Source organism: Burkholderia sp. 4M9327F10, from assembly GCF_005503145.1.
GTDB lineage: Bacteria > Pseudomonadota > Gammaproteobacteria > Burkholderiales > Burkholderiaceae > Paraburkholderia.
This window is the reverse complement of record NZ_SCNV01000083.1, coordinates 1-13563: the sequence shown is the minus strand read 5'-3', so window position 1 is coordinate 13563 and position 13563 is coordinate 1. Positions and strand designations below refer to the sequence as shown.

14 protein-coding genes are annotated in these 13563 nt (G+C 65.6%); 3 read left to right on the top strand and 11 right to left on the bottom strand.

Annotation, left to right across the window (positions count from 1 at the left end; all coding sequences use genetic code 11):
* Positions 1 to 8: 8 nt before the first annotated feature.
* The 8 genes from FFS45_RS38065 to flgB all read right to left on the bottom strand — a co-directional run bounded on the left by FFS45_RS38065 (position 9) and on the right by flgB (position 6909).
* A complete protein-coding gene (locus tag FFS45_RS38065; protein ID WP_137959793.1) occupies positions 9 to 1187 on the bottom strand; it encodes a flagellar basal body P-ring protein FlgI in 1179 nt (392 codons plus the stop codon).
* A gap of 2 nt (positions 1188 to 1189) precedes the next feature.
* Positions 1190 to 1918, bottom strand: coding sequence for a flagellar basal body L-ring protein FlgH (flgH, locus tag FFS45_RS38060; protein WP_137959792.1), 729 nt, complete (start codon positions 1916 to 1918; stop codon positions 1190 to 1192).
* Positions 1919 to 1950: 32 nt separating this feature from the next.
* Positions 1951 to 2739: a flagellar basal-body rod protein FlgG gene (gene flgG, locus FFS45_RS38055; protein ID WP_137959791.1), complete on the bottom strand. Its 789-nt coding sequence runs from the start codon at positions 2737 to 2739 to the stop codon at positions 1951 to 1953.
* A gap of 40 nt (positions 2740 to 2779) precedes the next feature.
* Positions 2780 to 3541 carry a flagellar basal-body rod protein FlgF gene (gene flgF, locus FFS45_RS38050; protein ID WP_137959790.1) on the bottom strand — a complete coding sequence of 254 codons (762 nt, stop codon included), beginning with the start codon at positions 3539 to 3541 and terminating at the stop codon, positions 2780 to 2782.
* A 26-nt stretch (positions 3542 to 3567) separates the two neighbouring features.
* Complete coding sequence (locus FFS45_RS38045) at positions 3568 to 5100, bottom strand: flagellar hook protein FlgE (protein WP_137959789.1); 1533 nt, start codon at positions 5098 to 5100, stop codon at positions 3568 to 3570.
* Between the two features lie 47 nt (positions 5101 to 5147).
* Entirely contained in the window at positions 5148 to 5870 is a 723-nt protein-coding gene (locus FFS45_RS38040; RefSeq protein ID WP_137959788.1) for a flagellar hook assembly protein FlgD, read from the bottom strand.
* An 11-nt stretch (positions 5871 to 5881) separates the two neighbouring features.
* A complete protein-coding gene (gene flgC, locus FFS45_RS38035) occupies positions 5882 to 6307 on the bottom strand; it encodes a flagellar basal body rod protein FlgC (RefSeq protein ID WP_137959787.1) in 426 nt (141 codons plus the stop codon).
* 107 nt (positions 6308 to 6414) lie between these two features.
* Positions 6415 to 6909: a flagellar basal body rod protein FlgB gene (gene flgB, locus FFS45_RS38030; RefSeq protein ID WP_137959786.1), complete on the bottom strand. Its 495-nt coding sequence runs from the start codon at positions 6907 to 6909 to the stop codon at positions 6415 to 6417.
* 220 nt (positions 6910 to 7129) lie between these two features.
* Between flgB and flgA the strand changes: the two genes are divergently transcribed.
* From flgA to FFS45_RS38015, 3 genes are all read left to right on the top strand, one after another.
* A complete protein-coding gene (gene flgA / locus FFS45_RS38025) occupies positions 7130 to 8638 on the top strand; it encodes a flagellar basal body P-ring formation chaperone FlgA (RefSeq protein WP_249363099.1) in 1509 nt (502 codons plus the stop codon).
* Positions 8639 to 8780: 142 nt separating this feature from the next.
* The gene (flgM, locus tag FFS45_RS38020; protein ID WP_137959785.1) at positions 8781 to 9134 is read left to right on the top strand and encodes a flagellar biosynthesis anti-sigma factor FlgM; all 354 of its coding nucleotides are present in this window, start codon (positions 8781 to 8783) and stop codon (positions 9132 to 9134) included.
* Positions 9135 to 9208: 74 nt separating this feature from the next.
* The gene (locus tag FFS45_RS38015) at positions 9209 to 9652 is read left to right on the top strand and encodes a flagellar protein FlgN (RefSeq protein ID WP_137959784.1); all 444 of its coding nucleotides are present in this window, start codon (positions 9209 to 9211) and stop codon (positions 9650 to 9652) included.
* A 199-nt stretch (positions 9653 to 9851) separates the two neighbouring features.
* Here FFS45_RS38015 and FFS45_RS38010 read toward each other — a convergent pair whose 3' ends face one another.
* The 3 genes from FFS45_RS38010 to flhF are packed head-to-tail and all read right to left on the bottom strand — an operon-like array spanning position 9852 to position 13425.
* Entirely contained in the window at positions 9852 to 10586 is a 735-nt protein-coding gene (locus tag FFS45_RS38010) for an RNA polymerase sigma factor FliA (RefSeq protein ID WP_137959783.1), read from the bottom strand.
* Between the two features lie 27 nt (positions 10587 to 10613).
* The gene (locus tag FFS45_RS38005) at positions 10614 to 11486 is read right to left on the bottom strand and encodes a MinD/ParA family protein (protein WP_137959782.1); all 873 of its coding nucleotides are present in this window, start codon (positions 11484 to 11486) and stop codon (positions 10614 to 10616) included.
* Positions 11479 to 13425: a flagellar biosynthesis protein FlhF gene (gene flhF / locus FFS45_RS38000; RefSeq protein WP_137959781.1), complete on the bottom strand. Its 1947-nt coding sequence runs from the start codon at positions 13423 to 13425 to the stop codon at positions 11479 to 11481. The genes FFS45_RS38005 and flhF overlap by 8 nt, the downstream gene beginning before the upstream one ends.
* Positions 13426 to 13563 lie beyond the last annotated feature (138 nt).

The following is a 13563-nucleotide window of genomic DNA, read 5'->3' as shown; positions in this document are numbered from 1 at the left end:
GCGGCTCCTTAGATGATTTCAAGTTCGGCGCGCAAGGCCCCTGCTGCCTTCATCGCCTGCAGGATCGACATCAGATCCGCGGGTGTCGCGCCGAGCGCATTGAGCGCCTTGACGACGTCGGCCAGATTGGCGCCGGCCTTGACGTATTTCATCGCGCCATTGTCCTGCTTCAACTGGATCTGGGACTGCTGTGCGACCACGGTCTGGCCGCCCGAGAAGGCACCCGGCTGGCTGACCACCGGCGTGGTATTGACCACCACCGAGAGGTTGCCGTGCGCGACCGCGCAATTTTCCAGCGTCACCATCTGGTTCATGACGATCGAGCCGGTGCGGGCATTGAGCACCACCTTGGCGGCTGCCTGCGCGGGCTTGACGTCGAGATCTTCGAGCTGCGCCATGAACGAAACCTGCTGCGCCGGGTCGGCCGGCGCGCGCAACTGGATCGTGCGGCCGTCGAGCGGCGTGGCGGTACCCTGGCCGAATGCGTTGTTGACCGCGGCGACAATCCGCTGGGTCGTGTCGTAGTCCATGTCGTTCAGCTCGAGCTGCATCGTGCCGTCTTGCGTGATGCTGGTCTGCACCGAGCGTTCGACGATTGCACCGGCGGCGATGCGCCCCGCGGCGAGCTGGTTCACCTGCACACGGCTGCCGTTCGCGCTGGCGCCGGCGCCGCCCACCGCCAGGTTGCCCTGGGCGAGCGCGTACACGGAGCCGTCCGCACCCTTCATCGGCGTGAGAAGCAGCGTGCCGCCGCGCAGGCTCTTGGCGTTACCGAGCGACGAGACCGTCACGTCGATCGCCTCGCCCGGCCGGGCGAACGGCGGCAGCACGGCCGTCACCATCACCGCGGCGACGTTCTTCAACTGGATGCTGGTGAGCGCCGAGGTGCTGTTGTTCGACGAACCGGCCGACTGGTTGTTGATCGAAATGCCCAGGTTGGCCAGCATGTTCGCGAGCGTCTGCGTCGTGAACGGGGTCTGGGTGGTCTGGTCACCGGTACCGTCGAGGCCGACCACGAGGCCGTAGCCGATCAGCGGGTTGTCCCGCACACCCTGAATGGCCACCAGATCCTTCAGCCGTTCGGCGTGAGCGGCAGGTGCGGCGGGCGGCAGGGCTCCGCAGGCCAGCGCGAACACCAGGCAAACAAGGCCGCAATGACGGAGACGGCGGAAAGATATGAAGCTCATGATCACCACGGCGCCACGTTAAGGAAGAAGCGCTGTAACCAACCCATGGTTTCCGCCTCGTCGATATAGCCCTTCGCCGAATACTCGATCTTGGCGTCAGCCACCTGGGTCGAGTACACCGCGTTCAGGCCGGAAATCGTGTTCGGGTTGACCACACCCGAGAAACGCACGAACTCGTTGCCCTGGTTGATGAGCATCTGCTTTTCGCCGCTCACCACGAGGTTGCCGTTGGGCAGCACGTTGGTCACCGTGACGGTGATCACGCCGTTGAACGTGTTGGACGCGTTCGCCCCGCCCGTGCCGTTAAACGTGTTGGCGCCCGAGGAGTTGAGATTGGCCTTGCCGAACAGACCGTTGAGAAAACCGGCCGTGGTGGTGGAGAACTGGGTTGCCGAACTCCGGTTGGTATTCGCCCCGGACGATTTGGTTGCGTTGATGTTTTCCTGAATGACGATAGTCAGGATGTCGCCAATATTGCGCGGCCGCTGGTCTTCGAACAGCGGGCGGCCCGCATAGCCCGGGTTGAAAATCGAGCCCGGCGTCTGCGAGTGCGGCGGCACCGGCGGCACGGCCGTCATGGGCTGCTGCGTGATCGGCTGCTTCGGGATCTGCGCGCAGCCGCCCAGCGCCAGGACGAGCGCGCTGGCGGTGGCGACCAGCGCGCTGCAGGCCTCGCCTTTGACCGCGCCCTTCGCCGCGCCTTTGACCGGATTGAGATTGAATTGCGACATCGTATTTACCTACCGCCTCAAGTTCCGAACGCTTAAACCTGCATTTGCGACAGGGTCTGCAACATCTGGTCGGACGTGGTAACGGCCTTGCTGTTGATTTCGTACGCGCGCTGGGTCTGGATCATGTTCACCAGTTCCTGCACGACGTTCACGTTCGACGTTTCGACATAGCCCTGTTGCAGCGAACCCGAGCCGTTCGAACCCGGCGCCGTCACGTTCGGCGTACCCGACGAGCTGGTTTCGGCAAACAGGTTTTCGCCCTGTGCGTCGAGGCCGGCCGGGTTGATGAAGGTCGCGAGCTGCAGCGAGCCGATCTGCGTCGAGTTCGAGCTGTTGGCCTGCGTGATCGACACCGAGCCGTCGCTGCCGATCGTGAGCGAAGTGGCGTTCTGCGGCACCGTGATCGACGGAATGATCGGGTAGCCACTCGAAGTCACCAGCTGGCCCTGCGCGTTGGTCTGGAACGAACCGTCACGCGTGTAGCTGGTCGTGCCGTCGGGCATCTGCACCTGGAAAAAGCCGTTGCCGTTGATGGCAACGTCTTTCGAGTTGCCGGTTTGCTGCAGGTTGCCCTGGGTGTAGAGACGCTCGGTGGCGACCTGTTGCACGCCGGTGCCGAGCTGGATGCCCGAGGGTACCTGGGTCTGCTGCGTCGAGTCGGCGCCCGGCTGCCGCACCGTCTGGTACAGCAGATCTTCGAACACGGCGCGCGAACCTTTGAAGCCGTTGGTGCTGACGTTCGCGAGGTTGTTCGAGATGACGTCCATCTGGGACTGCTGGGCGTTCATGCCGGTCGCAGCGATATAGAGTGAGCGGTTCACGGTGTGAGTTCTCCTGGGTGCACGCTAGGCGTCGCGCCCGTTAGCTGAAACTGAGCAACTGGTTGGCGGTCTGGTCGTTCTGATCCGCGCTTTCGATCATCTTGGTCTGCATCTGGAACTGCCGCGCGTTGGTGATCATCGAGACCATCGCGTTCACCGGATTCACGTTGCTGCCTTCGAGCGATTCGGGCGCCAGCGTCACGCTCGGATCGGCGTCGGCCGGATTGCCGTCGGCGGTGCGAAACATGCCGTCGTCGCCGCGCGTGAGCGTGCCGGCAGCGGGCTTCACCAGCTTCAACTGGTCGACCACCGCGATCGCCGAAGCGGGGTCGCCCGGCGCCAGCGCGGAGACCGTGCCGTCCTTGCCGATCGTGATCTGCGCGCCCGGCGGCACCGAGATCGGGCCGCCGGTGCCGAGCACCGGCAGGTTGGTCGCGTTCACCAGCTGGCCGTTCTGGTCGATGTGCAGATTGCCGGCGCGCGTGTAGGCTTCGCTGCCGTCGGCGGTCTGCACCGACAGCCAGCCGTCGCCCTGCACCGCGACGTCGAGCGGATTGCCGGTCTGCTGGATCGGTCCGGGCGTTTCGTCGGCGCCCGGCGTCGACGACAGCACGAACGTACGCGTGGTCTGGTCGTTGACCGTGCTGCCGTCGCCGAACGACATCGGTACCGCGCGAAACGTCTCGAGCTGGGCGCGAAACCCGGTGGTCGAGGTGTTCGCGAGATTGTTCGCGACAATGGCCTGCTGCTCGAGCGCCTGGGTGGCGCCCGACATCGCGGTATAAATCAGACGGTCGGTCATGCGTTCGGCTCCTGTGACACTTGCGCTTACAGGTTGATCAGCGTCTGGTCGACGGTCTGCTGCGTCTTGATCGTCTGCGCGTTCGCCTGATAGTTGCGTTGCGCGGTGATCAGATTGACCAGTTCGTTGGTCAGGTCGACGTTCGACTCTTCCACCGCGCCGCCTTGCAGCGTGCCGTGGTTCGTGCTGCCCGGCGTGGAGATCTGCGCGACGCCCGACTGCGCCGTCTGCTGATACTCGTTGTTGCCGAGATCGACGAGGCCGTTCGGGTTGTTGAAGTTGGCAAGCACGATCTGGCCGAGCGCAGCGGTCTGGCCGTTCGAGTAGTTGCCGGTCAGCACGCCGTTGGTGCCGACGGAGAAGTTCGTCAACTGGCCGGCGGCGAAGCCGTTCTGCGACAGGTTGTTGGTGCCGTCGGTGCTGCCGTACTGGGTCGTGCCGGTCAGGTTCAACGTCATCGTCTGCGGCGTGCCCGAACCGTCGGTGTTCGGGATCGTCAGGTTGACGGTGCCCGGCGTCGACGCCGCGCTGAGCGTCACCGCGCCGGTGAGCGGGTTGACGGTGGCTTGCTGGATGTTCGAGAGCGTGCCGTTCGAGGAGAAGGTCGCCTGGGCGATCTGCGAGATCGTGCCGCCCGCTACGCCGGCATAGACATTCCACGTACCCGAGGCGGTCTTGGCGAAATACATATTGACCGTTTGCGAGCCGCCGAGCGAGTCGTACGCCTGCACCGAGGTCGAATAGTTGTAGGTCGAGGAGTTGCTGGCGTTGAATGCGGTCGGGTTCGGCGTGACCGTCACGACGTCACCGCTCGCTGCCGTACCGGACAGCGTGACCGATTCGCCATTGCCGAGCGTGATCGCGGTGCCGGCCGTGTAGGTTTGCGACGCCGTGGTCGTGCCGGCGGTCGTGTCGGTCACCGTGTAGGTGGTCGGGCTCGTGAAGTTGACCGTGTAGGTATCGTTGTTCGTGCCGGCCGATGCCGTCGTGATCGTGGCGCCGCCGCTCGTCAGCGCACCCGCGGCCGTCATGCTTACCGTCGGCGTGCCCAGCATCAGCGCATCCTGTGCATTCAGGTTGAGCTGCGCGGTAATCGCGGTGGTCGCCGTCGGCGCGATGTTGGTGGTCGGGACGGTCAGCGGCACGGTCTGCGCGCTGTTGATGATGCCGCTCGAGTTCGCCGCATAGCCCATCAGTTGCAGGCCCTGCGAGTTCACGATCTGGCCAGTGCTGTTCAACTGGAAGATGCCGTTACGCGAATACGTCAGCGTGCCGTTGTTCGACATCTGGTAGAAGCCGTTGCCGTTGATGGCCACGTCCAGTGCCGTCCCGGTCGTATTGATCGTGCCTTGCGAGAACTGCTGCTGCACGGCCGCGAGCTGCGTGCCGATACCGATCTGGTTGTTGACGGCCGTCGCCACCGAGTTCGCGTACATATCGGCGAACACTGCGGTGCCGCTCTTGAAACCGATCGTGTCCGCGTTGGCGATGTTGTTGCCAATCACGTCGAGATCGCTCGATGCAGCCGACAGGCCGCTCAAACCTTGCTGATAACCCATGACGGTCTCCGATCCGGAAAAGGTCTAAATTCGGTTGAACTGTTTGCTTAGAGGACTGCCGCGACCGAAGTCAGGGCAACCGTATTACCGTTGGACAGCACGAGACTCGGTGCACCGCCCGTACCCTGCACGACGCTCTCGACCGTGCCCGGTGTGAGCGTGGTGCCGGTGCCGGCTGCGCCGTTGATCGTGCCGGTCGCAGAGATCGTGTAGGTGCCGGCGGGCAAGGCAGCGCCCGTCGAATCGACCGGCGTCCACGAAACCGGCACCGTGCCGGCCGGCTGCGCGCCCAGGTCGATCGTGTTGACGATCTTGCCGGCCGAGTTGATGACGTTGATCTTCATGTCCGACGCCGCGGCCGCGATCTGCACGCCGAACTCGTTGGTCTTGCCGCTCGTGACCGTGATCGAGCTGCCCGGGGCGAGCACGCTCGAACCGATCAGCATGGCGGCCTGCGAGGTCTGGCCTGCGTTGAGCTGGGTCGCGAGCGAGGTGAGCGAGGTGTTGAGCTGGCTGATGCCGGTCACGGTGTTGATTTCCGCGAGCTGCGAGGTCATCTGCGAGCTGTCCATCGGGTTGGTCGGATCCTGGTTCTGCAACTGCGTGACGAGCAGTTGCAAAAAGGTGTTCTGCAACGACGAACCCGAATTGGCTGAACTGCTGGCCGTGCTGCTCGACGCGCTGGTCGCCGAGTTCGTGCCGTTCATCGTGTCGAGCAGCGTCTGCGAGACCGTCGTCCCGTTGCTGCCGATTGTGGTTGAGCTGGTCAAGGAAGTGCTCCTCAGGTTCCGATCGTGAGAGTTTTCAGCATCAACTGCTTTGCCGTGTTCAGGGTTTCGACGTTCGCCTGGTACGCCCGCGACGCCGAGATCATGTTGACCATTTCTTCCACCGGATCGACGTTCGGCATCGTGACGTAGCCGTTCGCGTCGGCCGCGGGGTTGCCCGGGTCGTAAGTGGTCTTCATCGGCGACGGATCGTCCACCACGCCGGTCACCTGCACGCCGCCCACCTGCTGGCCGGACGAGGTACGCGCGCCGCCGATCGGGTTGACCGCGAACACGACCTGCTTGGCCTTATACGGCTTGCCGTCAGGGCCGGTCGTACTGTCGGCGTTCGCCAGGTTCGACGCCGTCACGTTGAGCCGCTGCGACTCGGCCGACATGGCCGAACCGGCGACAGTGAAAATATTCATCAGGGATGGCATGGCTTCTCTGACCTCTCCTGCCGGCAGGTTCCGGCGTGATTGATTCCCGTGGGCGTGGTTTTTAGCGGGTACATCCAGTGTGTGCGGGTCGCCGCGTCATGGCTCGATCAGGAGCCGGACGTGATCGCCGACAGCATCGTTTTGATCTGACCGGACACTTCTGTCATGGTCGATTCGAAATGCAGCGAGTTATCGGCGAACTGCACGCGTTCGGCGTCGAGGTCCACCGTGTTGCCGTCGAGTGCCGGCTGGATCGGAATGCGGTACTGCAGTTGGCCGTAGTCGTCGCTCGGGCCGCCGGTCGCAATCAGGCTCGCCTTGCCGGCCATGTGGCCCGGCTCGGTCGCGGCCATCGTCATGCCGCTCGTCACGCCGGCGGGCTGCGTCATCGCCAGCGTCGAGCTGTTCGATGCGCCCGTGCCGGTCGTGCCGCCCGACTTCCTCAGTGCGCCCGCGAGCGTCGACGAAAAATCGACGTCGCGCGCCTTGTAGTTCGGCGTGTCGGCGTTCGCGATGTTCGAAGACAGCAGCTCCTGCCGGTACGAACGGACATCGAGCGCCTGGCGGCCAAAGGCAAGTTCGGCATCGAGTTTGTCGAGCATGTAAATCTCCGGATAACGTTCCCGCCACTGGCGCGCGCTGCAGCGAGCACTTCACCTGCGGCCACCCAAAAGGGCTTTCTGCATGTGAAGCATCTTAGGCGGGCCGCGCAAGCGGCAATCGTCGGAATAACCGGGGAAGGTCGCCTCTATTCAACGCTTGCAGCTCGCATCGCGTCACTAGAATGCAATCCGTACCCTTGCCTCATGCTGGAGATTCGCGATGGCCCGATCCACTCTCGATGTGCCGCAGCCGCTGCGCCGCATCGTTGCGCGCCGCACTGCCGTCTGGCTGGTGTGCGCGGTGGCCGGTGCGTGGAACGCGCCCGCGGCGCTCGCCCAGACAGCCGGTGGCCCGATCGTGATCCCCGGTCCCGGCGAACAGAATTCCGCCGATCTCGCGCGCATGACGCAACTCGCCACCAGCAGCAACGGCAATAGCAGCACCCGCGCGCTCGCGCCGCAGATGGCGCCTTCCGCACCCGCCGCGGCGCCCGTCACCGATCGCTTTACCGCGCTGGAGAACGCCAGCGGCGCCATCGTCATTCCGGGTCCGGGCGAGGCGCCTGCCCCCGGCGCTGCGCCGCAGGCCAACCCCGCAAGCTCCGCCGGCCTCGCCCGCGTGAATCTGAATCCGTCGCTCGCCGCAAGCCAGGTGATGCCGGTGATCGTGAGTTCGACGCCGTCGCGTTCGAGTTATACCGGCGCGGTGCGGCCCGTGAATGCCGCGCCTGCCGCGGCGCCCGGTGCAGCGTCATCCGGCAGCACCGCCGGCACCATCGAAATCGACAGCCTCGCTTCGCGCGGCGAGCCGCCCGAACTGGGCGCCAGCGCGCCGAGCCGCGCGCCCGCGCCGCGCGGCATCGCACAGATACAAGCTCCGGCCACGCCCGCCAGCCAGGCGCAGGCGCTCGCCGAAGCGGCCCAGCGCGAGCAGGCGGTTGAGGCGATGCGCCATGCACAGGTCGCGCAAGCGCCGGTCAATCCCGTGACGCCGCCGGCGCGTGCCGTGGCAGCATCGCAAACGGCCCAGGCGGTGCAAGCAACCCAGCCAGCGCAACTCGCCCAGGCCGCTCAGGCGGCACAGGCTGCCCAGCCGGCGCCGGCCGGCCAGCAGGACGGCGAGCTGATCCGCGCCGCCGCTCTCGATTTCCTCAAGCAGCAGGCCGTCGGCCTGCCGGGCCACGTCGAGCTGACGGTAGCGCCCGCCTTCCCGCGCGGTCTCGCGGCCTGCGCCACGCTGCAGCCGTTCATGCCGAACGGCGCGCGCATGTGGGGCCGCACGACGGTCGGCGTGCGCTGCGCGAGCGGACATCCGTGGACGGTGTGGCTGCAGGCGCGGGTTGCGATCCACGCCACTTACTATGTCGCCGCACGCGCCATGATGCCCGGCGAAGTGATCTCGGAAGCCGATCTGGTCAGCCGCGACGGCGACCTGACGATGCTGCCGATGTCGATCATCACCGCGCCCTCGCAGGCCATTGGTTCGGTCACGCTGATGCGGGTGGGCGCGGGTCTGCCGCTACGCCAGGACATGTTGAAAAACGCCGCCCAGGTGACGGCGGGACAGATGGTGCGGGTGGTGGCGCAGGGCAACGGCTTCTCGATTTCGTCGGAAGGCAGCGCGCTCAGCAGCGGGACGCCGGGCCAGCCGGTCAGGGTAAGGACCTCGGCCGGCCAGATCGTCGTGGGTACGGTGAAGGACAGCGGGACGGTCCAGATCCAGATGTGATGCGGACCTGAAATGACGGGTGGGGGCTGGATTCACACGGAAAGCAGATGAGGGGAAGCCGTTACAAACGGATACACCGATTGCGCTAAAGTTTGGATTCTTGAATGCCGTTATAAGAATCAAATCGCACAGGAAGCCAATCGTGAAAATCGATTCCACCACCAACACCCAGCCGGACAGCCTGACGGGCAGCGCCACGCGCGCCCAGCAGGAGAGCCTGGCTCCGGCGGCTACCACCGCCCAAGGCGCGGGAACTGCCGCGCAAGCCGCCACCAGCTCGGGTGGCGACGCGAACGTGAGTCTGTCGGGCTTGTCGTCCGATCTGCGCAACCTGGCGGCATCGGGTTCGGCAGACATCGACACCGCTCATGTCGAATCGATCAAGGCGGCCATCCAGAATGGCACGCTGACCATCGACCCGGGCAAGATTGCCGACGGCGTGCTGGAAACAACGCGCAGTCTGCTGCAAACGAGAGCCCCGGCGACCGGCAATTAAGGCTGGCCGCCGTCAGGCGACACCTTGAAACCCGACCCGCGCGCCATGCGCGGGCGCTGTGAGAGCGAGTTGTGATGAAAGACGCGCTGCTGGCAACCGTTATCGACGAATACGCGACGATCGAGGAATTCGCCTCGGTGCTCGTCGTCGAACAGAAGGCACTGACCCAGGTCGATCCGGCCGAGATGTTGCGGCCAATCGTCGAGAAGAAAACCGAACTGGTCGGCAAGCTGGCCGCGCTGGAGAAAATCCGCGACACCCAGCTCGCCGAAATGGGTTTGCCGGCTGGCCGCGGCGGCATCGAGCTGGCCGCCGGACGCGATCCGAAGCTGGCCGCGCAATGGTCGCTGCTGCGGCAATCCGTGGAACGTGCGCAGCAGTCGAACAAGATCAACGGTGTGCTGATCCAGACCCGCATGGAATACAACCAGCGTGCGCTCGACGTGTTGCAGGTCCGTCCGCCGAAGCCCGCACTGTATGGACCGGATGGCCGGGTGCCAGGGTTCGGCGGGCTGTAAAGCCCGAAGCGGCCCGAAGCGGGGTGTCAGTGAACGCTGCGCCCCGTTGTGCTGTACCTCTCTCCCTCTGCGTTCTTCCCCGCCTCGTTAGCTCCGCTGCAAAGAAAACGCCGTCACAAGGACGGCGTAAATTGCTTTCGTTCGCGTTGATTCGACCAGCGGCTGCGACGTTAAACCGTCAGCCGCCCACAGCAGTCACTCATTCCGCTTCGGCCTTCGCCCACGCCATCTCGCGCAGGCGCGTACGCAGCCGCGCGACCGCCTGGCTGTGCAACTGGCAGACCCGCGATTCGCTGACTTCCATCACCGCGCCGATCTCGCGCAGGTTCATGCCGCGCTCGTAGTACAGCGACATCAGCAGCTTTTCGCGATCCGGCAGACGCTCGATCGCATCGACCAGCGCCGCGCGCAGGCTTTCGTCGAGCAGCGCCGAGAGCGGGTCCGAGTGGTCGACGCAATAGCGGTCGAGGAACGGCTCGTCGTCGGCGGAGCGATCGAAGTCTTCGTAGTAGATCAGCTGGCTGCCGTGCAGGTCCTGCAGCATCGACTGATACTCGTCGAGCGGCATGTTCAGGTGACCGGCAATCTCCGTTTCGCTGGCCGAGCGGCCCAGCGTCTGTTCGACCTGATGCACGGCCGTCTCCACTTCACGCGAGGTGCGTCGCAGGCTGCGCGGCAGCCAGTCGTTGCTGCGCAGCTCGTCGAGCATCGCGCCGCGGATCCGCTGGCTCGCGTAGGTCTCGAACTGCGCACCCTGATCTTCCTTGTAGCGGCTCGCCGCATCCAGCAGCCCGATCATGCCGGCCTGAATCAGATCGTCGAGATCGACGCTCGCCGGCATCTTGGCCACAAGCTGCAAGCCGAGCCGCCGCACGAGCGGCGCGTACTTCGTCAGAACCTCGGCTTGGGAAATCTTTCCCTGAGCGTTGTACATCGTGCTCCCCTTGTCCGCACCGCGCCTTCAGGCGTGCTGCGCAGACGGTTGGTCGGCGTGTTGCGCCGCTGTTACTGTCGACGTCGGCGCCACCCAGTGGTGCCGTGACGACATCGCTGGCCGCATCGGCCAATACTGCAATTCGGCGGCAAGATGCCGGTAATCGCGCGCGGCGGGCGTCGACGGAAATGCGTCGACCACGCAGCGCGCCAGTTCCAGCGCCCTCGCCATGCGCGGATCCGCGGCGATACAGCCGGCGTCCTCCAGCGACACGGCCAGATAGCGTCCTGCCACCCCCGCCAGGTTTTCGAACGCGGTATGCGCGTCCGTCACGCTCTGCACGTGATTCACCAGCACACGGAACTGCGCGAGACCGTGTGCGTAGTGCAGGCGCTTCATGCAGGCATACGCATCGGTGATCGCCTGCGCGGCGACGCGCGTGACGATCATCAGGTCATGCGCCTGCATGGCCAGCGCCGAAAGCTGGCCAAACTCGTTCAACTGCGCGTCGATCAGCACCACATCGGCGGGGCCGTCGAGCACCGCGCTCATGCGTGCCGCGCTGTAGCCTTCGCGATTGCTGCGCGAGGCGGCCAGCACTGAAAAGCCCAGTGCATGACGTGCGACGGCGGCTTCAAGCGGCATCTCGCCGCGCATCACGGCCGCGAAATTGCCCGCGCCGCGCATGCCGCCGAGCATCGCGCTCACGGAGTAATCGCCAAGGCACTCGTCGATCACGAGCACGTCCTTGCCCTGCTCAGCGAGTGCGGCCGCCAGATTGACGACGGTCGTGGTGCAACCGACGCTGGTCGAGCCGCCGGTTACCGCCAACACTCGTGACCCGCTGCGCGCCAGCAGGCGGCGCAGTCCTTCTGCCTGATCCGAGACGACTTTATCCAAAGCGGACCTCGTGCAGTTCGGCCGTCGAGCGCGCGGAGAGCGCCGAAAGCAAAGCCGGAATGTCGTCGTCATGCGGCACGAACGGCGAACTGTCGCGCGGAATGCAGAAGGCGCTCTTGATCAGGAATTTCTTGCTCGCGACGTACAGGTTCTCGGGCACCTTCTGGCCGGTCGATACGTAGTGCACCGGCAGCTTGTAGCGGATCACCGTGTCGAGCACGCCGCCCAGGTTGGTGGCCTCGTCGAGCTTGGTGAGGATGCAGCCGGCGAGCGGCTGCTGATCCGGCGCGCGCTGGTAGGCCTGCACGACTTCGTTGAGCGTGTCGCCGTGGCTGGTGGCGTTGAGCAGCAGCAGACGCTGCACCGGCTGGCCGGCGCGGCACAGCATGGCGATCTGGTCGGACACGAGGCGGTCGCGCTGGCTCATGCCGATCGTGTCGATCAACACAATGTGCTTGTTGCGCAGCTCGGCGAGCGCGAGTTGCAGATCCGCGCCGTCCTTCACCGCATGCACCGAGACGCCGAGGATCTTGCCGAAGATGCGCAGTTGTTCGTGGCCGCCGATCCGGTAGCTGTCGGTGGTGAGCAGCGCCACCTTGCTCGCACCGAAGCGCATTACGCAGCGCGCGGCGAGCTTGGCCGTAGTGGTCGTCTTGCCGACGCCCGTCGGGCCCATCAGGGCAAACACGCCGCCGCGCTCCATCAGCGCGTCTTCGTTTTCCATCACCGGCAGGTTCGACTCGAGCACGTTGCGCACCCAGTCCATGCCGCCGTCCATGTTGTCGATCTCGGCCGGCAGGTTGTCGACCATCATCTGCACCAGTTGCGCCGAGAAGCCGGCCGCGAACAGGTGCTTGGTGAGCGAGGCGCGCGCCGGGTTGCGGCGCTGGCGGTCGGCCCACAGCAGGCCGGCGAAGTGCTCTTCCATCATGCCGCGCATCGAGGAGAGCTCGCTCATCACCGTCTCGTTGACGACCTGCTCCATGCGCGCCTTGATGGCTTCCGTGACGCTGGCCGCGGTGCTGCCCGTGGCGCGGGTTTCGTCCGGCGCGCTCAGCTTCTGGGCGGCGCGGCGCGCGGCCAGTTGCGCGGCTTCGCGGGCCCACTCGGGGGTGTCGGGGTGGATCGCCGGCTGGCGGCCGCCGACCTGAATCTCAACCGGCGCGCCAAGGCCCTTGGCCATCGCAGCGGCCGGCGTCATCGACGACGGGCGGGCGCTGTAGGCGCCCTGCTGCTTGCCGGCGATGCTGCGCGCATGGTCGATCAGCCAGGGGTTCGACTCCGCCATCGTGCGCGGCGCGGGCGGGGCCGGCGGCGCGGGCGGTACGCCAGCGGCCTTGAGCACGTCGGCGCGGATGTCGTCGTTCGAGCGCGGCACCTGCGGCATCTGCGCAGCGGGTTGTGTTGTGGCTTGCGAGCCGGGTTGCGCGCCGGTTTGTGCTGACACGGCTTGTGCGGCTGGTTTGAATTGCGGTGCGTGGCCGCCTTCCGGTGCCAGCGGTGCGGGCTGCGCGGCTGCCTTCGGTGCGGCGCCGGCCGACTGTTCGGCGGCGCCTGGCGTAGCGGGCGACAAAGCCGGTGCAGCCGCGGGATGAGCCGGCGAATTGCTCGACGACATGCTTTCGGTGCCGGCTTCCGGGCTCGCGCCGAACACCGACGAAAACACGTCCGGCATGCCGCTCGCGTATGGATTCGACTGCATCGCCGGCGTGCTGCGCGCAGCCGCTGCGGTGTGGCCCAGCGCGGGCGCCGTGCTGCTCGCGCCGTTGCGCGCCTTCGGGGTAATCGCCGCCAGATCGCTATCCGCAAGTGCCACGATTTCGACCGTGCCGTCCTCTATCGTGCGGTTCGACAGCACGACCGCGTCCGGGCCCAGTGCCTCGCGAACGAGACGCAGCGCATCGCGACTGGTAGCACCGACAAATTTACGAATGTTCAAGCTGGACCCCCGATGAGGTTGACGGATCGGCAACATACCGCTTCCCATTGAGATCGATTATTGCGAAAGATGTCCAGGGACGATCGGTTGATAAAGGCCGGGAAAGGTAGGCAATTCGCTTGATGGAGGCGGGGGGAG

Bases quoted from the DNA above. Each gene is read 5' to 3' on its own strand.
- FFS45_RS38010 (WP_137959783.1), bottom strand. From the start codon at position 10,586: ATGTACAACGCTCAGGGAAAGATTTCCCAAGCCGAGGTTCTGACGAAG.
- FFS45_RS38045 (WP_137959789.1), bottom strand. From the start codon at position 5,100: ATGGGTTATCAGCAAGGTTTGAGCGGCCTGTCGGCTGCATCGAGCGAT.
- FFS45_RS38065 (WP_137959793.1), bottom strand. From the start codon at position 1,187: ATGAGCTTCATATCTTTCCGCCGTCTCCGTCATTGCGGCCTTGTTTGC.
- flgF (WP_137959790.1), bottom strand. From the start codon at position 3,541: ATGACCGACCGTCTGATTTATACCGCGATGTCGGGCGCCACCCAGGCG.
- flgB (WP_137959786.1), bottom strand. From the start codon at position 6,909: ATGCTCGACAAACTCGATGCCGAACTTGCCTTTGGCCGCCAGGCGCTC.
- FFS45_RS38015 (WP_137959784.1), top strand. From the start codon at position 9,209: ATGAAAGACGCGCTGCTGGCAACCGTTATCGACGAATACGCGACGATC.
- flgC (WP_137959787.1), bottom strand. From the start codon at position 6,307: ATGCCATCCCTGATGAATATTTTCACTGTCGCCGGTTCGGCCATGTCG.
- flgA (WP_249363099.1), top strand. From the start codon at position 7,130: ATGGCCCGATCCACTCTCGATGTGCCGCAGCCGCTGCGCCGCATCGTT.
- flgH (WP_137959792.1), bottom strand. From the start codon at position 1,918: ATGTCGCAATTCAATCTCAATCCGGTCAAAGGCGCGGCGAAGGGCGCG.